Origin of the sequence: Tannockella kyphosi, assembly GCF_021054785.1 — a bacterium.
GTDB classification, from domain to species: Bacteria; Bacillota_I; Bacilli_A; order Erysipelotrichales; family Coprobacillaceae; genus Tannockella; species Tannockella kyphosi.
Window position 1 is genome coordinate 382,523 of sequence record NZ_CP088239.1, and the last position, 20,323, is coordinate 402,845.

Sequence of the window (20,323 nt, forward strand, 5' to 3'; positions counted from 1 at the left end):
AATGAAAAAAGAATTAGAAACAAAATATGATCATAAAAAAGTAGAAGCAGGAAAATATCAACAGTGGTTAGATAAGAAATACTTTGAAGCAGGAGACAAAACAAAAACTCCTTATACAATTGTAATTCCACCACCAAATGTAACAGGTAAATTACACTTGGGACATGCATGGGATACAACACTTCAAGATATGATTATTCGTTACAAACGTATGCAAGGTTTTGATGCCTTATATTTACCAGGTATGGATCATGCTGGGATTGCAACACAAGCAAAGGTAGAAGAAAGATTACGTCAAGAGGGTATTTCAAGATATGATTTAGGACGTGAAAAGTTCTTAGAACAAGCTTGGTCTTGGAAGGAAGAGTATGCTGGACATATTCGTGAACAATGGGAGAAGTTAGGATTATCTTTAGATTATTCAAAAGAACGTTTTACATTGGATGAGGGGTTAAGTGAAGCTGTAAAAGAAGTATTTATAACGTTATATGAAAAAGGATATATTTATCAAGGTAAACGTATTATTAACTGGGATCCTGCACAACGTACAGCACTTTCTAATATTGAAGTTATTCATAAAGAAATTGAAGGAGCAATGTATTATTTTAAATATCAAGTAGTTGGTAGTGATAAAGAATTAATTATTGCAACTACAAGACCGGAAACAATGTTTGCAGATCAAGCTATTTTTGTTCATCCTGATGATACTAGATATACTGATTTGGTTGGTAAAAGTGCAATTAATCCAGCAAATGGAGAAGCGTTACCAATTATGGCTGATAGTTATATTGATATGGATTTTGGGACTGCTGTCATGAAATGTACACCAGCACATGATCCAAATGACTTTGCTTTGGCAAAAAAATATAATTTAGAAATGCCTATTTGTATGAATGATGATGGAACTATGAATGAGATGGCTCATAAATATTGTGGAATGGATCGCTTTGATTGTCGTAAACAATTAGTGGAAGATTTCCAAGAGGCAGGTGTAGTGGATCATATTGAAAAACATATGCATCAAGTTGGTCATTCTGAACGTTCAAATGCCATCGTAGAACCATACTTATCAAAACAATGGTTTGTTAAGATGGAACCATTAGCAAGAGAAGCATTAGAAAATCAACAAAGAGATTCAAAAGTAAACTTTGTACCAGAACGTTTTGAAAAAACATTTGGACAATGGATGGAGAATATTGAAGATTGGTGTATTTCAAGACAATTATGGTGGGGACATCAAGTACCTGCTTGGTACCATAAAGAAACAGGAGAAGTCTTTGTAGGGAAGCAAGCTCCTAGTGATATTGAAAATTGGAAACAAGATGAAGATGTATTAGATACATGGTTTTCAAGTGCTTTATGGCCATTCTCTACTCTAAATTGGCCAAATACAGAAGATGAATTATTTGAAAGATATTTCCCGACAGATACATTAGTAACGGGATATGATATTATTTTCTTCTGGGTAAGTCGTATGATTTTCCAATCGTTAGAATTCACAAACCAAAGACCATTTAAACATGTTTTAATCCATGGTTTAATTCGTGATGAAAAAGGTCGTAAAATGTCAAAATCTTTAGGGAATGGTGTTGATCCAATTGATGTCATTGAACAATATGGAGTAGATACATTACGTTTCTTCTTAACTACAAATTCAGCTCCAGGTATGGATTTACGTTATACTCCTGAAAAATTAGAATCTTCATGGAATTTCATTAACAAAATTTGGAATTCAGCACGTTTTGTTTTAATGAATATGGATGAGGAAATTGGATATAATGATTTATGTTTTGATAATTTAAATTTATGTGATAAATGGATTTTAAATCGTTTAAATGAAGTAATTAAAGAAGTAGATACAAATATGGATAAGTTTGAATTTGTAAATGTAGGAAGTTCTTTATATTCATTTATTTGGGATGATTTCTGTTCTTGGTATATTGAGTTAGCGAAAGTTCATTTACAAAATGAATCAGTTAAACAAGCTACTTTACATACACTTATTTATGTTTTAAATGCGATTGTAAAAATGTTACATCCATTTATGCCTTTTGTAAGTGAAGAGATTTATCAAGCAATTCCACACGTAGAAGAATCAATTTGTATCTCTTCTTGGCCAGTAGTAAAACAAGAAAATAATTTTGAAGGAATTCAAGATCAATTTACATACTTAATGGATATTATTAAAGGTATTCGTGAAATCCGTGCCCAATATACAATTAAGAATGCAATTGAAATCACATATAGTATTGATACAAAAGATACTACTTTAGAAACTTTACTTGATGTTTGTGTTCCTTATATCAAAAAAATGTGTAATGCTACTTGTTTAGGATATAATAAGGAAACTAGTGGAGATATTGCAAGTCTTACTATTAAAGGTGGTAATTCTTTAATTGTAGAGTTAGGTGCTTATGTAGATAAAGAAGCAGAAAAAGTAAAACTAGAAATACAACAAAAGAAGTTAGCTCAAGAAATCAAACGTTGTCAAGGAATGCTTTCTAATGAGAAATTTGTTTCTAAAGCACCAGCTAGTAAAATAGAAGAAGAAAAGAAAAAATTAGAAGAATATCAATTAAAATACCAATCGGTAGAAGAAAAGTTATCTTCAATGTAAAAGTGTGAACATTTCACACTTTTTTTCTTTTTAAAAAAGAAAAACAAGAAAGAGGAACGTATATCCTAATGAGGGTTAGGTAAAGGAAGGAGAAAATTATGCAAGAATTAATTGTTAGTGAACAAATGCAAATACAAGGTGGTTCTGTTACGATATGGATTATTTATGCAGCCATCGCATGTGCGATTTATAAAATTGCTGGTTCTAGTGCAGGTAGACTAAGTGTTCCGTATCTTGTAACAATTGAATGGGAATAATAGCATACTTTTAAGAAGAAAGGATATAGTGTATAGGAGGGATATTATGAAACCAAGTTATAAGGTTAGTATTATTGCAATTATATTCGCTATTCTTTTTTCTTTCTTTTATCAATTCTGTTTTGGTAATGAAAATTATGTAGTATATGTATGTCAAGTAGGAGTATATTCAAATGAAGATAATGCCAATGGAATGTTAGAGTCATTGGAGTTAGCTTCTTATCAAGGTGAAATTATCGACGATGAAGATATGTATAAGGTTGTATGTGGAGTATTTATAGAAGAAAAGGAAGCTAGTGTATTGGAAGAAGAATTAAAGGCAGAGGGGTTTTCAGTGGCTATTATAGAATACATAGTAAGTGAGGAAGGATATGATAGTGTGGAAAAAGCAGAATATACTTTGATAGCAGAGGTGATCGAGTGAAATTAAAGGAATATCCAGTATCTGAATTACCTCGTGAAAAAGCATTAGAGCAAGGGATTCAAAGTTTAAGTAATGTAGAATTACTATCTTTATTACTTAGGACTGGATCTAAGGAAGAATCAGTTTTAGAATTAAGTCAAAGAGTGATAAATCAAGCTGGTGGTTTAAGTGAACTACCTTCTATCAGTTATCATTCTCTAATCCAAATAAAAGGTATTAAAAAAGCAAAAGCGATTACTCTACTAGCAAGTGTCGAACTAGCAAAGAGATTATTAAAATCAAGTGAACCAAAAGTAACATTAAATCATCCAACTAAAATATATCAGTATATAATTAATGAATTACTATTTGAAAAACAAGAAAAAGTATATTTATTATGTTTAAATGTTCGTCTAGAAGTAATTCAATCTAAATTATTATTTATAGGAAGCAATGATGTATCTATTATGGCTACCAATGAAATATTTCAAAATATATTACTATGTGGTGCAAAAAGATTTGTATTAGTACATAATCATCCTTCTGGCAATCCCTATCCTTCAAAAGAAGATATAATAACTACTAAAAAAATAAAAGAAATGGCAAAGAGTTTAGAAATTACATTAGTAGATCATATTATTATAGGTGATAATAAATTTTATAGTTTTGAAGCAAACCAAGTATTCATGAATGAAGATTGATTTTTGTTTGTGAAAGCCTTATAATAAGTTCTATATGTGAGGTGGTAGAATGAATGAAAAAAAAGACAAACAAAGAAAACGTATATTAATATTTGTAGTAACTGTATTATTAATATCTATCGTTTCTTTAATGTTAGGGAATACAAGTTTTGGTATAGAGAGAATGGTTCGTGATTCTATCACTCAAGTTGAGTATTATTTAGTGAAAAGACCGATTGAAATAGTGGAAAGTTTATTTGAAGAATTTTATGAATTAAAAGATGTATATGATGAAAATGAAAGTTTGAAAAGTCGTTTGGATGAATATGAAAGTATTTTAGCTAGAAATGAGCTATTAGAAAGTGAAATTTCAGAGTTACAAGAACTAATGAATATGGACTATTTACCGATAGATTATACAATAGAATATGCTGCTGTACAGTATCGTTCGATTACATCATGGGATAGCAATATTGTTATTGGTTTAGGTAGTGATGCGGGGATTATGGAAAATATGGCTGTAGTTTCTAGTGAAGGGATGATTGGTATTATTAGTGAGGTTAGTGAACTTTCAGCGACTGTTTCACTATTGTCTACAGAGAATCCAATTAACCAAATCCCAGTACAAATAAATAATGGTGATGAAGTAATCTATGGATTGTTAGATAAATATAATAGTGAAGAAAATGTATATGAAGTTATTTTACTTTCATCTATTACTGTTCTTGAGAGTGGTTCAAAAGTATATACATCTGGTTTGGGTGGAGATGGTCAAACTCCATCAGGTATTTATATAGGAGATGCGATTGAATTAGAACTTAATTCAGATGGATCGACTGCTTGTTTATTAGTAGAACCAGCGGTTAGTTTTGATGATATAAGATATGTAGGTATCATTAATAGGGTGACGGGTGATGAGTAAAACATGGGTTCGTTATTTCTTAATAACTGCAGGATGTTTTGTAATAGATAGTACGATTACTTTCTTTATGCCATTTGATTTTACTAAAAACAGCTATATGGTTGTACCATATGTTGGTACAATGGTTTTTTGTTTTTTAGTGAATCATGTAGAAAAAGAACAAAGATATTTACTTAGTGTACTTGTTGGTTTGTATTTTACAATTGTTTATGGAAATTCTTTAGCAATCTTCCCACTTTTATATGTTGGTTTAGCTTGGGGTGTTAATAAATACACCAAAGGAATGCATTTTCAATTATTTGAATATATTTATATTGTGTTTTCGACAATCCTCGCTTTTGAGACTGTGTTATATTTGTTGATGTGGTTTACAGGTATGACACAATTAACAGTAGTCTTGTTTTTACAATTACGCTTTATTCCTACTGTTCTCTTTAATCTCTTGATTTCAATTGTGTTATTTATAATCTATAACAAAGTTGAATGGAGAGTGATTAAAAATGTGTATTAAAATGAAAGCTAAAAATAATGAATATACTTTTATCATGGAGGAAAATATATCATTTTCCTCCCTTTTAAATAAATTTGAAAGTCTTTTGGATCAATCAATATTTCAAGATATTGTTATTTATCCGCAGGCTTTTTTTGATTTTCAAAATCGGGTGGTAAATAATGAAGAAATAGAAAAATTGGTTCAATTATTGTTAGAGAAGCAAGTTTTATTGTTTGGTGGAATCGTAGGGTGTGACAAATCAAAACGAACTGTTCAAGTAAAAGAAGTGGATATACATGGTGGTCAGAGTGAAGTTTTTTATCAAGAAACTTTGTTGATAGGGAATGTGAAACCAGGAGCTATGATTGAATGTTGTCAGGATATTTATATTTTAGGGGATATGTCAGGAACTATTGTTAGTCATAATGAAAATATAAAAGTATATTGTCAGAGTATTAAAAATGGAAATATCCATATTAATAACAGTTGTCTACAAAATATTACATCTTTTGAAGCTACAAAAGTATATTATCAAGATAATGAAATAAAATGGTGTAAGGGGGATATTAGTTATGTCAAGAATTGTGGTAGTAACTTCGGGTAAGGGTGGAGTTGGTAAGAGTAGTGTCAGTGTGAATCTTGCCAGTGCACTAGCTTCTTTGAAAATGAAGGTTTGTTTGGTGGATGCAGATTTTGGATTAAAGAATTTAGATGTTATGATGGGTTTGGAGAATAGAATTGTCTATGATTTGAATGATGCTATTGCGGGGCGATGTTCGATAGAACAGCTTTTAGTAAAAGATAAGAGATTTCCTCATTTATCTTTGTTACCAGCTTGTAAGTCGCTTTCTTTTGAAAATGTTTCATTAGAACATATGAAAAGATTAGTTGAAAATATTCAAGATGATTATGATTTTATGATAGTGGATAGTCCTGCGGGAATAGAAAAAGGTTTTGATTATGCTTCAGGTATTGCAAGTAGTGCGATAGTGGTGGTGAACTTAGATATTGCATCATTGCGAGATAGTGATCGTGTTATTGGCTTGTTAATGAAAAAAGGAATTCATGATATTCAAATAGTTTTTAATAAGGTGAATCCGGAAGATATTATAAATAAAAAGGCTGTTACGATGGAAGAAGCAATCGAGATATTATCGTTACCAGTACTAGGAATTATATATGATGATCATGATATGATAGAAGCGAATAATAAAGGTGTTCCTATTTTTGTAAAAGAAGGACATTTATTGCATGCTTGTTTTTTAAATGTTGCAAAAAGGATGTTAGGACAAGATGTACCTTATATGAAAAAAACAAAAAAGCATTTATTACGTCGAATCTTTGCATCTTAAAATTAGCCTATTTTAGTTTATAGAACATATATTAGAATGGGTGATAAAATGAATGATATAGATGAAGTGAAAAATAGAATTCGCAAACGTAAGTATCAACCAAAAGGGAAAATGTTAGATGATTACAAATTTAAAACCCTTTATAATACGATGATACGTTTTATGGTTGTGTTAACAGTAGGGTTATTTATTGCGACTTGTAATAAAACAGAAACCCTTTCAAAAGTGATGGATAATGTATTAAATACGCAAAGCTATGAAATAGCCAAAGTTTGGATTAGTACTAACTTGTTTGGCTTTGATGAAAGTAGTGAAGTAGGACAATCGATGCAATATGTTAGTTTGGGAGAAAATGAGTATACAAATTATACAAATGAGGTTAAAAGTATAAAATCAGGTAGAGTGATTTATACAGGATATCAAGAAATGATGGGGTATTATGCTACGGTTTTATTAGACAATGATGTGGAAGTAACTTATAGTGCAATGGATAATATTCAAGTAGAACTTTATGATATAGTAGAAACAGATCAAACTATTGGAACTTATCAAGAAAGTATTGTTTTATTATTTGAATATTTAGGAGAAGAAATTAGTTATGAGACTTATCAAGGGATGGAGTGATTGGCATGTTCATCCGATTACGTACTTGTATTTATTAGCAGCTTGGTGGGTAGGCTGTTTTCGAACCTATTTTCTTTTGTTGTTCATTGTTTCTTTTCATGAATTAGGACATTATTTAGTTGCAAAGTATTATTGTTTTGAAATAAAACAAGTTTTATTGTTACCATTTGGAGCATTTATACAATTAGATGATTTTGGTTTTCATCGCATAGAAGAAGAATTGTTAGTCGTATTGGGTGGTTTATGTATGCATGCTTTTCTATTTCTTGTTCCAAATAATGAATTTCAGTATTTACAACAAACAGTATTATTTTTTAATATATTACCAATTTATCCATTAGATGGATCAAAAATATTATTATTACTATTTTCTTATGTAATGGACTTTCAAAAGGCTATATTACTACAAATATATATATCCTTATTTTGTTTAAGTGTGTTTATTGTTTGGTATTATGAGACATCTTATTTTATTATTTATATATACTTGATTTATCACATTTCTAAGTATTATCTTACTTATCCGCTTTATATAAAAAAACTAATTTTACAAAGAATAAATATATTACCTTTTCTAAAAGAAAGGGTTGTCTTAGACACTAATTTTTATCGTGCCTACCATAATGTATATCATAATAAAAATCATTTAATTAGTGAAATAAATTATACTTCCGTGTTGTTAAATAGACATTCGAAGCAAAAATAGACCGCTTAATAATAAATTAAAAAGTTATTGACATTCACTATTATTAATGATAACATAGCTATGTTGTAGACCTCTAGACTACAACCGCACATAAAAGGTATTAAAGCAATGCTGCCTTGGTTGGCGAGTCTTAGAATATTATAGGAGGTGCGATATGTACGCAATTATCGAAACAGGTGGAAAACAATTAAAAGTAGAAGCTGGAGACGCTATCTTTGTAGAAAAGTTAGAAGTTGAAGCAGGAGAAAAAGTAATTTTTGATAAAGTTTTATTAGTTGGAGATACAACTACTAAAATTGGTGCTCCTTATGTTGCAGGTGCAACAGTAGAAGCTACTGTTGAAAAACAAGGTAAAGAGAAAAAAGTTACTATCTACAAATATAATGCAAAAAAACATTATCATAAAAAACAAGGTCATAGACAACCTTACACTAAATTAGTTATCGACGCTATTAACGGGTAATTAATTTATTATGATTGATGTAATCATCAAAAAAACAAATAAGAACATTTCTGAAATCACGATTAGTGGTCATGCAAATAGTAGTGAATACGGTACAGATTTAATTTGTGCAGGTGTTTCTGCAATTAGTGTGGGGATACTAAATAGCTTAGTGGCAAATGATTTTTTAAATCAAGGTATTTTAGAAATGAAAGAAGGATATATATCTATTGTTGTAAATAGTGTTGATCAAACTTGTCAAGTGATACTAGAGACTCTTGAAATTAGTTTAGATACAATACTTGAAGGCAATCAGAAATTTATTTCAATAAATAAAATGGAGGTGTAACATATGATGTTCAAATTAGACTTACAATTATTCGCTTCTAAAAAAGGTGTAGGATCTACTAAAAATGGTCGTGATTCTCACTCTAAAAGATTAGGAGCTAAATTAGCAGATGGGCAATTCTGTCTTGCAGGTTCTATTATTTATAGACAAAGAGGAACTAAAATTCATCCGGGTACAAATGTACAAAAAGGTGGAGATGATACTTTATTCGCTACAGTTGATGGGATTGTAAAATTCGAAAGATTAGGTAGAGATCGTAAAAAAGTTTCAGTTTATCCAAAAGCTGCATAATGAAAATCCCTCTTTAGGGATTTTTTTATTCGAATAGAAACGAGGTGAAATAATGAAATTTATAGATAAAGCAAAAATCTACGTAGAAGCTGGTAAAGGTGGAGATGGTGTTGTTGCTTTCCGTCGTGAAGCTCACGTACCTAAAGGAGGACCTGCAGGTGGTGATGGTGGTCGTGGAGGAAGTGTTATTTTTGAAGCAACGAATTCTTTAACTACTTTATTAGATTTACGTTATAATCGTGAATACCGTGCTGCTTCAGGGCAAAATGGTATGCCAAAAAGATGTCACGGAAGTGATGCTCAAGATCGTATTATTAAAGTACCTGTTGGTACAATTATTAAAAGAGAAGATAATGGTAAAATATTAGCTGATTTAACTAGTGATAAACAACAAGCTATTATCGCTAAATCAGGTCGTGGAGGACGTGGTAATGCCCGTTTTGCGACTTCTAGAAATCCGGCTCCAATGATTTGTGAACGTGGAGAACCTGGAGAAAAATTTGATGTTATTTGTGAGTTAAAATTACTTGCAGATGTTGGTTTAGTAGGATTTCCTTCTGTAGGAAAGTCAACTTTATTATCAGTGGTTTCTCGTGCAAAACCTGAAATCGCAGATTATCATTTTACTACGATTGTCCCTAATTTAGGTGTTGTTCAAGCAAAAGACGGACGTTCTTTTGTAATGGCAGACTTACCAGGGTTAATTGAAGGTGCTAGTCAAGGAAAAGGGCTAGGACATCAGTTCTTACGTCATATTGAACGTTGTCGTGTTATCGTGCATGTTATTGATATGGGTAGTGTTGATGGTCGTGATCCTTACCAAGATTATTTAACAATTAATTCTGAATTAGAACAATATCAGTATCGTTTATTAGAACGTCCACAAATTATTGTGGCTAATAAAATGGATGAAGAATGTGCCAAAGAGAATCTACGTATTTTCCGTGAAAAAGTTGGAGAAGATGTAACGGTATTCCCAGTTACTACTTTAATTCATGAAGGATTGGATGCAGTATTATATGCGGTTGCTGATTCATTAGATACAGCACAATCATTTGAACAAGTGGATGATAGTGAAAATACTGTTTTATATACAATGGAAGATCAAGATGAGAAACCATTTGAAATTCATAATGAAGGTAATGGAATGTGGAATATTACTGGAGCTAAGATTGAACGTTTAATCTCAATGACTTCTTTAGTTAGTGATGATAGTGTGAAACGTTTGGCTATTAAAATGCGTAATATGGGTATCGATGATGCTTTACGTATTGCCGGAGCTCAAGATGGTGATAGTGTACGTATTTTAGAATTTGAATTTGAATTTATGGATTAGTTTAGAAAATCAGGATGAAAGTCTTGATTTTTTTTATTTTAAGGATAAATTATGCTATAATTGAAAAAGAATTGAGACAACTTTGAAATGAAAAGAGTGCATATTTCTTGTATAATAGAAATATGGATAGGAGTATAGATATGTATAGTTATATTAAAGGGATTATAATAGATGTTCAAAAAGATCATATTGTATTAGAAAATCAAGGGATAGGTTATCATATTCTTGTTAGTAATCCTTATGATTTTAAAAAAGAACAAGAAACTATTGTTTATGTTTATTTACAAGTAAAAGAAGATGCTCATACCTTCTTTGGTTTTGCAACCAAAGATCAAAAAGAGTTGTTTTTAAAATTAATACTAGTAAAAGGGATTGGGTGTAAAACAGCGATAGGAATGTTAGCGATAGGAAATACACAAGATATAATTGTAGCTATTGAATCAAAAAATATTGCTTTTTTAAAGAAGATACCTGGTATTGGACCGAAAGCAGCACAACAAATAATCTTAGATTTACATGGTAAATTCCCGGTAATGGTTGCTAGTACGTTTGCAATTAGTAATGAATCTTTTGAAGAAGCAAAAGAAGTATTATTAGCGTTAGGTTATCGTGCTAATGAAGTGGATAAAGTGATGGGAACTTTGCATAATGAAGCATTGGATACAAATGGATATGTAAAAAAAGCATTAAGTTTATTAGTGAAATAAGGGGGATTTATGAATAGAGAAGAATTATTAGATGCAACAATAGAAGATGATGAAAGCTCTTTACGTCCTCAAAGCTTTGATGAATATATTGGGCAAACTAGCTTAAAAGATAACTTACGAGTTTTTGTAGGAGCAGCAAAAATCCGTGACGAAGCATTGGATCATGTTTTACTGTATGGACCACCAGGGCTTGGAAAAACAACGATGTCAATGATTATTGCTAATGAGTTGGGTTCTAATATTAAAATAACAACAGGGCCTAGTATTGAAAAAACAGGTGATTTAGTTGCAATACTAACTGCTTTAGAACCAGGAGATGTTTTATTTATTGATGAGATTCATCGATTAAATAAAGTGGTGGAAGAAATTTTATATCCAGCAATGGAAGATTTTTGTGTTGATGTTATTATTGGTAAAGAAGCAACTACTAGATCCGTACGTATTGACTTACCGCCCTTTACATTAGTAGGAGCAACAACAAGAGCTGGGGATTTATCAGCACCACTAAGAGATCGTTTTGGAATTCTATCAAAATTAGATTATTATACAGAAGATGAGTTGACACAAATCATTGATCGTACTAGCAATGTTTATAAAGTGCCAATGCAAGGGGATGCGACACATTCATTAGCTATTCGTAGTCGTGGAACACCACGTATTGCCAATAGATTATTCCGTAGAGTGCGTGATTTTGCACAGTTCTATGGAGAAGAAACAATATCAAATGAACGTACAGTAGAAGCATTGGATCGTTTAAAAGTAGATAATTTAGGGTTAGATGATGTGGATCATAAATACTTATTAGGAATTATTCAACGTTTTAAAGGAGGACCAGTTGGCTTAGAAGCAATAGCTGCATCAATTGGAGAAGAACCACAAACATTAGAAGATGTATATGAACCTTATTTGTTACAAATTGGTTTAATTAAAAGGACACCAAGAGGGCGTGTGGTAACATCTTTGGCTTATCAACATTTTCAAATTTTAGAGGACGAATAGTTCTCTTTTTTTATGGAGGAAAAGATGAAAAAATGGGAAATAGGATTATTAGTGTTTTTTATAGTTGTTTCTACTATATATAGTTTTACATTACCTGTTCAAACAACACAAACAGAAACAGATGAAATAGAATACGTGATTTATGTGGAAGGATTATTAGAAACTTCGATAACTTTTGATTATGTACCAACTTTACAAGAGTTATTTGATGCTTTGGAAATAGAGAATGAATATGGTTTTGATGTAACTCGTCAATTAGAAAATCAACAAGTAATTTATATACCTATTAGTCAAGGGATATCATTAAATAATGCAAGTATGGAAGAATTAATGGAACTTAGTGGAGTGGGTGAAGTGACTGCAACTAAGATTATAGAGTATCGAGAAGCTACTCCTTTTGGGATTATAGAGGATATACAAAATGTGAGTGGTATTGGAGAAAAGACTTATCTTAATTTGAGGGAATATTTATGGCCTTAAAACATCAGTTACCTTATTATTTTATTAGTATCCTATTAGCAGTAGTTTCTAAACATGTTCATATACTATTTGTTTTAGGGTATATACCCTTTTTTATTTTATTACATCATCGAATTACTAAAAAAGAAGGCATAAGTATTCTTGTTATCACAATCCTTTTTTTATTGACAGCACAGTACCCTAAGGAAATAAGTGATGAAGTTATTTATGGGCAAGTTGTAGATGTTGATGAAGATCAAATAGTTGTTAAGGTAGATGGGGCAAAAGTAGTGGTTTTTGGAGAGTTTGAGGATGTATGTCAAAAAGATTACATAGAACTAAAGGTAGAATACCAAGAGTTTACTCCAGTTGGAAATGATTCTGGGTTTGATTATCAACGATATTTATTAAGTAATGGTATTTGTCAGTATGCTTATTTAGTAGAAATAGAAGATTATCAACAAGTAAATAGTTTGTTTCGTATTTTAAAAGAACGTTTTAGTAGTGAAGAGTTAATTGATAGCTTTGCATCTTTGTTTTTATTAGGGATTAAAGATACTCAAATGGAAGAATTATATACTCAAATGAGTGCATTATCTATTGTGTATTTATTCGCATTATCTGGTTTACATATTCAATATTTAAAGAAATGGTTATACCAAATACTACAGTTTTTTATTAGCCCTAAATGGTTAGAAATAGTTATTTATGTTATTATTGGTTTTTATATTTATATTATTCCTTATAATATATCTTTTTTAAGAGCTTATTTAGTGATGGTTTTATATCGGTTGTTTAAAAAATATCTTAGTCAATTAGATATTCTAGCAATAGTAACTATTTTTATGATTTATAGTAATCCTTATGTTATATTTCATTTATCTTTTTTGTTTTCTTATTTTATTTATTTTATTGTTTTAATAACAAGGAATTGTAAAATGAAGGGATTTTATATTTATCTTGCAAGTATTCCTATTATTATTTATATCCAATATATGATACCTAGTGTATCATTTTTATTAGGCTTTTTACTAACACCTATTGTTAGTGTGCTGTATCAAGGATTGTTGTGGTATGCTTTGTTAGGTGGAATAGTCAAACCTTTCTTATTAATTATTTTATATTTCTTTGATAACTTATTTGTATTCTTTGATGCCATTAACTTTTATATCTGTTTTAGTGATCCACCATTATTATTTTATTTGAGTTATTATTTTTATTTTTTTCTAGCAATATTAAAAAGTAGTGTTGGCAAGAAGAATGGATTAGAAATAGGGAAAGTAATGGCAATTATAGTTGCATTTCATATTTATTCTAAATATTCTCTCTATACACAAGTAGTAATGATTGATGTGGGACAAGGAGATTGTTTTTTAATTCAAAATAGTTTTAATCAAGGTAATATTCTAATTGATACAGGGGGGTCTGTTTATTATGATGTGGCTACTAGTACAGTGATTCCTTATTTAAGAAGTATTGGAATATCTAGTTTAGATGCAGTATTTATTTCTCATGATGATTATGATCATAGTGGTGGATTAGAATCGTTAGAAGCTAATTTTGATGTAAAAGAAGTGATACGTGAAGATCAAGATATATCCTATACATATGGTGATGTTTTTATAGAATTGTTACAAATACCAAGAGATAGTAGTGAAGGAAATGAATCATCCTTAATTATGTATGTAACAGTACAAGAGGATACTTATTTATTTGCTGGAGATATTGGTTATGAAATAGAAGAATTATTGATAGACTATTATCCTGATTTACAGGTAGATGTTTTGAAAGTAAGTCATCATGGTAGTAGTTCCTCTAGTAGTGATGCTTTTTTAGCATGGCTACAACCTAATGTAGCATTGATTAGTTGTGGGTTAGATAATTCTTATGGACATCCTTCCGATATTGTTTTAGAACGTTTTGAAAGTTTAGGGATACCTGTTTATCGAAGTGATTTAATGGGAATGGTGAGACTTGTTAGTTATGGAGAAGCTACCTTTATTTATCCATGACTTTTTTATAGAGATAGGGTATAATGAAGTGGGTGAAAAAAGATGATCTGTGTAATTTATGGTAGTGAACGTATGCTGATGGATAAGAAGTTAGAAGCGTTAAAAAAAGAATATAACTGTAGTAATGATAGAATGAATTTATCAGTATATTATGGTGAAAATAATAAGATGGCAGAAGTGTATGAGGATTTAATTACTGCTCCTTTTTTAGCAGATAAAAAAATGGTTGTTTATTATCGACCACTGTTTTTAACAGGGACAAAAGGGAAATATGAAGAAGAGGAAAAATACTTTTTAGATTATTTACCAGTAGATAATGAAGAAGTTATTTTTGTTATTTTTAATGATCGTAGTGATTTTGATAACCGTAAGAAGTGTGTGAAACAATTAAAGAAGGTTGCTAATTACTATATTTATGAACATTTAGATCATTATAAAGTCAAAGAATTTATTCGTACGAATATGAGAGATAGAAATGTAACGATTGAAGAAGATGCATTGGAGTTGTTTATGGAAAGAGTATCTAATGATTTGTTGCATGCTTCTTTAGAAATGGAAAAAGTTTGTTTGTATGGTAATCATATTGATAAAGGAATAATTGATTTATTAATTAGTAAACCGATTGAAGATGATGTTTTTCAACTAACAAGAGCTATTTTAGCAAAAGATTATCAAAGAATGTTTTCTATTTATAAAGATTTACAATCATTAAAAGAAGAACCAGTAAAATTAATTGCTTTGGTAGCTAGTCAAATGAGATTGTTATATCAAGTTAAATTATTAGATAGAAAAGGTTATAATGACCAAGAAATTGGTAAAATGTTAGGAGTAAATCCTTATCGTTTAAAATATGTCCGTCAAGAAGGTAAAAATTTTACAATTCAAGAACTTCTAAAATGTTTAGATCAATTAGCTAATTTAGATGAAGGTATTAAAACAGGTAGAATGGATAAAGATATGGGCTTTGAATTGTTTATGTTAAAAATTAAAATAGTATAAAGAAGGGGTATAATATGGAATCTATAAAAGAATTACTAAAAATTGGAGTTGGTCCTTCTTCATCACATACATATGGACCAAAGCGTGCAGCCTTAAAAATAGCTTTCCTACATCCTAAAGCTATTCGTTATGAAGTCTTTTTATATGGGTCGCTTTCTTTAACAGGGAAGGGGCATTTAACGGATGCGATTATAGAAGAAGTGTTAGGCAAAGAGAATGTAACTATTCATTTTGAAGCTACTACATTAGAAAAACATGCAAATGGTATGAAGTTTGTTGTATATGAAGATAAAGAGGCTTTTGAATATGTTGTTTATTCGATAGGAGGAGGAACAATTTTATTTGATGGTCAACATGAGGAAACGATAATAAATACATATCCTCATCAAAACTTAGGAGAAGTAATCAAATATATGGAAGAAAATGCAATGACATTTTATGATTATGTTTGCTTTTTTGAAGGAGAAGGAATAGAAGAATACTTATATCAAGTATTAGATTCTATGTTTCAAGGAGTAGAGGAAGGCTTAAAAGAAGTTGGTGAACTTCCGGGGAGTTTACGTTTAAAAAGAGTGGCACGTAGCTTGCATCAACAAGCAATGAATACCAGAAATCAAAGTGAAAGAGAAAGATTATTAATTAGTAGTTATGCCTATGCTGTTAGTGAGCAAAATGCTAGCGGGAATACCATTGTAACTGCTCCAACTTGTGGGGCTAGTGGTGTTTTACCAGCTATTTTATATTATTGTTACAAACAATTAGAAATTCCTGAGAGTGATTTAATCAAAGCATTGGCAGTTGCAGGAGTATTTGGAAATGTTATTAAAAAGAATGCTACTATTTCTGGTGCTCAAGGTGGTTGTCAAGCGGAGATTGGAAGTGCTTGTGCAATGGCTGCTGCTAGTTATGGTTGGATTTTGGAATTAAATAATTCATTAATTGAATATGCTGCTGAAATGGGTTTGGAACATAATTTAGGACTTACTTGTGATCCAGTAGGAGGATATGTTCAAATTCCTTGTATTGAAAGAAATGGTTTTGCGGCCTTAAGAGCAATGGATGCAGCAATGTATGCCAAACAATTAGGGTATTTAAGAGAAAATAAAGTATCTTTTGATGCAGTGGTACGAGTGATGAATGAGACAGGAAAAGATTTAAATAGTGCCTATAAAGAAACTTCATTAGGTGGACTAGCAAAGGAGTTTGAATTGTAATGACGAAGGGTCTTTATATTCATATCCCTTTTTGTGATAATATTTGTAGTTATTGTGACTTTTGTAAAGTGTATTATAATCAAGAACTTGTTGAAAAATATTTAGAAATGTTAAAAAAAGAGTTGCAAGAATTGGATCAAAGAAATTGTTATGAGTCCATTTATATTGGTGGTGGAACTCCAAGTAGTTTATCTTGTGAACAATTAAGAACTTTGATGGAAATGATAAAGCCATTTGTTAATGATCATACTAAAGAGATTACAATGGAAGTAAATCCTGAATCCATGACGATGGAAAAATTAGTAATTATCCAGAATGTAGTGAATCGTTTAAGTATTGGAGTTCAAACTTTTCATGATTCATTATTAAAAGGGATTGAAAGACTACATACCAAAGAACAAGTATTTGGATTAATTACAAATGCACAAATAGTAGGAATTCAAAATATTTCTATTGATTTAATGTATGGTTTACCGAATCAAACATTTGATAACATAAAAGAAGACTTAGTCATTGTCGCTAACTTAGCGATACAACATATCTCTTATTACTCTTTGATTTTAGAAGATCATACTGTTTTAAAAAATAAAAATTATGTTCCTTTAGAAGAACTTCAAGATATTGAATATAATCTTTATATTGATCAAGAATTAGAAAATCTTGGTTTCTCTAAATATGAAATTAGTAATTATGCTAGAAAAGGATTTGAATCAAAACATAATTCTCTTTATTGGAAGTATGAAGATTATGATGGAGTTGGTTGTGGAGCAGTAGGGAAAATAGACAATCAATGTATCACCCATACTAAAAATGTATTTCAATATTGTAAAGAGAATGTTTTAAATATTGATGTCAATTCTAATGAAGATATGATGTTTGAACACATTATGATGTCACTTCGATTGGTTAGAGGATTGGATATCAAAGAATTTAATCAACGTTATGGTGTTGATTTTCTACAAATATATCAAAAAGCACTAGATAAACACCTTTCATTAGGAACGTTGACATTAAAAGAGGCTTTTATATGCTGTAATAAAGAATCTATCTTGTATTTAAATAGTATTTTAATTGATTTTATGGGATAATTTAAAGAGGAGGAATGTTTATGGATACGAAAGCTTTTTTTAAGATGGGTTATGGTTTGTATTTAGTGACTGGAAATTGCAATGGATTTGATAGTGGTTGTATAGCTAATACGTTTGTACAGGTAACATCTGACCCAGCACAGGTATGTATTACATTGAATAAAAATAATTTTACAACGGATTTAATTAAAGATAGTGGAGTGTTTAATTGTGGCGTCTTGTTAGATGAAATTGAAATGGCTACTATTGCTCATTTTGGTTTTCAATCAGGTCGTGATGTAAAGAAGTTTGAAGGTGTTGAATACACAATTGATCAAAACAATGTTAAACAAATTACGAAAGGGTTAGCAGCAACCTTTAGTTGTCGATTAGTTAATGTTTTAGATGTTGGTACACATCTAATGTTTATTGCAAAAGTAGAAGATGCAAAGGTATTAAGTGATAACAAGGTATTAACTTATGAAAATTATCATAAAGAAAAAAAGGGAACGACACCTAAAAATGCTTCTAGCTATCAAGAAGTAAAAGAAGAAAAAGGATATCGTTGTACTGTTTGTAATTATGTTTTAAATGAAGATGAACTTCCAGAAGATTATGTTTGTCCAGTTTGTGGACAACCAGCATCTGTGTTTGAGAAGTTATAAAATACGAACGTAAGGTTCGTATTTTTTCATGGAAAAATAGGTTATTTAGCACTAATGTATTGACAGTGCTAATAAAATGGTTATAATAGAATTAGCACAAGAGATAAAAGAGTGCTAAAGGTGGTGAACTGATGTTAACGGCAAGACAGTTATTGATATTTAAATGTATTGTAGATGAGTTTGTTGAAACTGCTGAACCAGTAGGCTCAAAGATGTTAATGGCAAAATATCAACTACCTTATTCTAGTGCAACGATTCGTAATGAGATGAGTTATTTAGAAGAGGCGGGATATTTGGAAAAAACACATACTTCATCTGGACGTATTCCTTCTTTGATGGGGTATCGTTTCTATGTAGATACACTTGAACAAAAAGATTTAGATCAAACCATTAAAAATCAGGTAGCAACTATATTTAATGATCGTACTCGTTCATTAAATGAAATTATTCAAGAAAGCTGTCAAATGTTAAGTGAATTAACACATTTAACATCGGTTGTCTTAGGTCCTAATTCTTATGAAGATTCTTTACAAAGAATCACATTAGTACCGCTAGGTCATAACCGAGTAACTGCGATTATTATTACCAACCAAGGACACGTAGAGAATAAGATATTTGATCTTCCGGAAGATATCTCTATGGATGATTTAATTGGTTGTGTCAATATGATGAATGATTTATTAGTTGGAACACCAATTAATCAAGTAGCGTTACGTTTAGAACGAGATGTTCGTCCTGTGTTAGCTCTAAAGATTCAAGAACATGAAGAAGTCTTTAATGCTTTTATGGAAGCGTTTGTGAAGTTTGCAGCAAATAATGTATATTTCTCAGGCAAAGAAAACATGTTGTATCAACCAGAGTATAGTGACGTGCAAACACTTCGTAGAATTGTAAGTGCATTTGAAAACTCAGGAGTATGGAGTAATTTAACTCCGATTGGGTTAGATGAAGGGGTTACTATTAAAATTGGAACAGATTCTTTGATTGAAGAGATTGAAGATGTTTCAGTTATCTCGGCATCCTTTAAAACCGGACAGGAGACTCAAGGGTCTATTTCTGTAATCGGACCTACGAGAATGCCATATGAAAAAGTAGTATCTTTAGTAGAGTATATTTCAAAGAGTATTGAAGAAGTATTCTTTGAGGAAGATGATGGATCGAGGTGAAGTTAATGAGTGAAGAAATGAAAGAGCCTGAAGTGGTAGAAGAAGTAGAACAAGAAGTAGTGGAAGAGACTGAAAGTGAAGTGGTCGAAGAAACTAGTGAAGATAAAATTGCTAAGTTAGAACAAGAAGCAAATAACTGGAAAACAGATTATTATAAAGTATTTGCAGACATGGAAAACACAAAGAGAAGACTTCAAAATGAGCATAATAATGCGATGAAGTTTATGATGCAAAGCTTTATTGAAGAGTTATTACCAGTGGTAGATAACTTTGAAAGAGCGATGTTAGTTGAAAATCCTAGTGAGGAAGTACAAACCTTCATAAAAGGATATGAAATGATTTATCAACAATTAAAAGCTGTTTTTGAAAAACAAGGAATTACAGTAATTGAAACAGCAGGTAAGGAATTTGATCCAAGTTTACACCAAGCAGTGATGAGCGTAAGTGATGAGAACTTTGAATCAAATATGATTGTGGAAGAATTACAAAAAGGTTATATGTTAAAAGATCGCGTTATTCGTGCATCTTTAGTAAAAGTAAATCAATAATAACGGAGGAAAAGA

The 20,323-nt window shown here is 30.7% G+C and carries 24 protein-coding genes and 1 other annotated feature; all 24 genes read left to right on the plus strand.

All coding sequences use genetic code 11. The annotated features are described in order from the left end of the window. Position 1: 1 nt before the first annotated feature. The 24 genes from LRR82_RS02030 to grpE all read left to right on the plus strand — a co-directional run bounded on the left by LRR82_RS02030 (position 2) and on the right by grpE (position 20,308). Positions 2-2,617 (plus strand): valine--tRNA ligase, encoded by a 2,616-nt coding sequence (locus LRR82_RS02030; protein WP_249029850.1) that lies wholly within the window; start codon positions 2-4, stop codon positions 2,615-2,617. Between the two features lie 98 nt (positions 2,618-2,715). Then, complete coding sequence (locus LRR82_RS02035) at positions 2,716-2,874, plus strand: hypothetical protein (RefSeq protein ID WP_249029851.1); 159 nt, start codon at positions 2,716-2,718, stop codon at positions 2,872-2,874. Between the two features lie 46 nt (positions 2,875-2,920). Further along, positions 2,921-3,298: an SPOR domain-containing protein gene (locus LRR82_RS02040; RefSeq protein WP_249029852.1), complete on the plus strand. Its 378-nt coding sequence runs from the start codon at positions 2,921-2,923 to the stop codon at positions 3,296-3,298. Further along, entirely contained in the window at positions 3,295-3,978 is a 684-nt protein-coding gene (gene radC / locus LRR82_RS02045) for a RadC family protein (protein ID WP_249029853.1), read from the plus strand. The genes LRR82_RS02040 and radC overlap by 4 nt, the downstream gene beginning before the upstream one ends. A gap of 49 nt (positions 3,979-4,027) precedes the next feature. Further along, positions 4,028-4,879 carry a rod shape-determining protein MreC gene (gene mreC / locus LRR82_RS02050; RefSeq protein ID WP_249029854.1) on the plus strand — a complete coding sequence of 284 codons (852 nt, stop codon included), beginning with the start codon at positions 4,028-4,030 and terminating at the stop codon, positions 4,877-4,879. Next, on the plus strand, positions 4,872-5,390 hold the full coding sequence (gene mreD, locus LRR82_RS02055; protein ID WP_249029855.1) for a rod shape-determining protein MreD: 519 nt from the start codon (positions 4,872-4,874) through the stop codon (positions 5,388-5,390). The genes mreC and mreD overlap by 8 nt, the downstream gene beginning before the upstream one ends. Beyond that, positions 5,380-5,976: a hypothetical protein gene (locus tag LRR82_RS02060; RefSeq protein ID WP_249029856.1), complete on the plus strand. Its 597-nt coding sequence runs from the start codon at positions 5,380-5,382 to the stop codon at positions 5,974-5,976. The genes mreD and LRR82_RS02060 overlap by 11 nt, the downstream gene beginning before the upstream one ends. Beyond that, positions 5,945-6,724 (plus strand): septum site-determining protein MinD, encoded by a 780-nt coding sequence (gene minD / locus LRR82_RS02065; protein WP_249029857.1) that lies wholly within the window; start codon positions 5,945-5,947, stop codon positions 6,722-6,724. The genes LRR82_RS02060 and minD overlap by 32 nt, the downstream gene beginning before the upstream one ends. 48 nt (positions 6,725-6,772) lie before the next feature. Next, positions 6,773-7,348 (plus strand): peptidoglycan DD-metalloendopeptidase family protein, encoded by a 576-nt coding sequence (locus tag LRR82_RS02070; RefSeq protein ID WP_249029858.1) that lies wholly within the window; start codon positions 6,773-6,775, stop codon positions 7,346-7,348. Further along, positions 7,323-8,054 (plus strand): site-2 protease family protein, encoded by a 732-nt coding sequence (locus LRR82_RS02075; RefSeq protein WP_249029859.1) that lies wholly within the window; start codon positions 7,323-7,325, stop codon positions 8,052-8,054. Before LRR82_RS02070 ends, LRR82_RS02075 begins: the two co-directional genes overlap by 26 nt. Positions 8,055-8,126: 72 nt before the next feature. Next, positions 8,127-8,195: a sequence feature (ribosomal protein L21 leader region), on the plus strand. A gap of 13 nt (positions 8,196-8,208) precedes the next feature. Then, positions 8,209-8,517 carry a 50S ribosomal protein L21 gene (gene rplU, locus LRR82_RS02080; protein WP_249029860.1) on the plus strand — a complete coding sequence of 103 codons (309 nt, stop codon included), beginning with the start codon at positions 8,209-8,211 and terminating at the stop codon, positions 8,515-8,517. Positions 8,518-8,527: 10 nt separating this feature from the next. After that, on the plus strand, positions 8,528-8,845 hold the full coding sequence (locus LRR82_RS02085; protein ID WP_249029861.1) for a ribosomal-processing cysteine protease Prp: 318 nt from the start codon (positions 8,528-8,530) through the stop codon (positions 8,843-8,845). Positions 8,846-8,848: 3 nt separating this feature from the next. Further along, a complete protein-coding gene (rpmA, locus tag LRR82_RS02090; protein WP_283162786.1) occupies positions 8,849-9,136 on the plus strand; it encodes a 50S ribosomal protein L27 in 288 nt (95 codons plus the stop codon). Positions 9,137-9,188: 52 nt separating this feature from the next. After that, a complete protein-coding gene (gene obgE, locus LRR82_RS02095; RefSeq protein WP_249029862.1) occupies positions 9,189-10,472 on the plus strand; it encodes a GTPase ObgE in 1,284 nt (427 codons plus the stop codon). Between the two features lie 140 nt (positions 10,473-10,612). Then, on the plus strand, positions 10,613-11,179 hold the full coding sequence (gene ruvA, locus LRR82_RS02100; RefSeq protein WP_249029863.1) for a Holliday junction branch migration protein RuvA: 567 nt from the start codon (positions 10,613-10,615) through the stop codon (positions 11,177-11,179). A 9-nt stretch (positions 11,180-11,188) separates the two neighbouring features. Next, entirely contained in the window at positions 11,189-12,178 is a 990-nt protein-coding gene (gene ruvB / locus LRR82_RS02105; protein WP_249029864.1) for a Holliday junction branch migration DNA helicase RuvB, read from the plus strand. A 24-nt stretch (positions 12,179-12,202) separates the two neighbouring features. After that, positions 12,203-12,658, plus strand: coding sequence for a helix-hairpin-helix domain-containing protein (locus LRR82_RS02110; protein WP_249029865.1), 456 nt, complete (start codon positions 12,203-12,205; stop codon positions 12,656-12,658). After that, a complete protein-coding gene (locus LRR82_RS02115) occupies positions 12,649-14,649 on the plus strand; it encodes a DNA internalization-related competence protein ComEC/Rec2 (protein WP_249029866.1) in 2,001 nt (666 codons plus the stop codon). Before LRR82_RS02110 ends, LRR82_RS02115 begins: the two co-directional genes overlap by 10 nt. A 42-nt stretch (positions 14,650-14,691) precedes the next feature. Beyond that, positions 14,692-15,648: a DNA polymerase III subunit delta gene (gene holA, locus LRR82_RS02120; RefSeq protein ID WP_249029867.1), complete on the plus strand. Its 957-nt coding sequence runs from the start codon at positions 14,692-14,694 to the stop codon at positions 15,646-15,648. A 14-nt stretch (positions 15,649-15,662) separates the two neighbouring features. Further along, complete coding sequence (locus LRR82_RS02125) at positions 15,663-16,862, plus strand: L-serine ammonia-lyase, iron-sulfur-dependent, subunit alpha (RefSeq protein ID WP_249029868.1); 1,200 nt, start codon at positions 15,663-15,665, stop codon at positions 16,860-16,862. Then, a complete protein-coding gene (gene hemW / locus LRR82_RS02130; protein WP_249029869.1) occupies positions 16,862-17,950 on the plus strand; it encodes a radical SAM family heme chaperone HemW in 1,089 nt (362 codons plus the stop codon). The genes LRR82_RS02125 and hemW overlap by 1 nt, the downstream gene beginning before the upstream one ends. Positions 17,951-17,970: 20 nt before the next feature. Continuing rightward, complete coding sequence (locus LRR82_RS02135) at positions 17,971-18,594, plus strand: flavin reductase (RefSeq protein ID WP_249029870.1); 624 nt, start codon at positions 17,971-17,973, stop codon at positions 18,592-18,594. 131 nt (positions 18,595-18,725) lie between these two features. After that, entirely contained in the window at positions 18,726-19,760 is a 1,035-nt protein-coding gene (hrcA, locus tag LRR82_RS02140; protein ID WP_249029871.1) for a heat-inducible transcriptional repressor HrcA, read from the plus strand. Between the two features lie 5 nt (positions 19,761-19,765). Next, entirely contained in the window at positions 19,766-20,308 is a 543-nt protein-coding gene (gene grpE / locus LRR82_RS02145) for a nucleotide exchange factor GrpE (protein ID WP_249029872.1), read from the plus strand. Positions 20,309-20,323 lie beyond the last annotated feature (15 nt).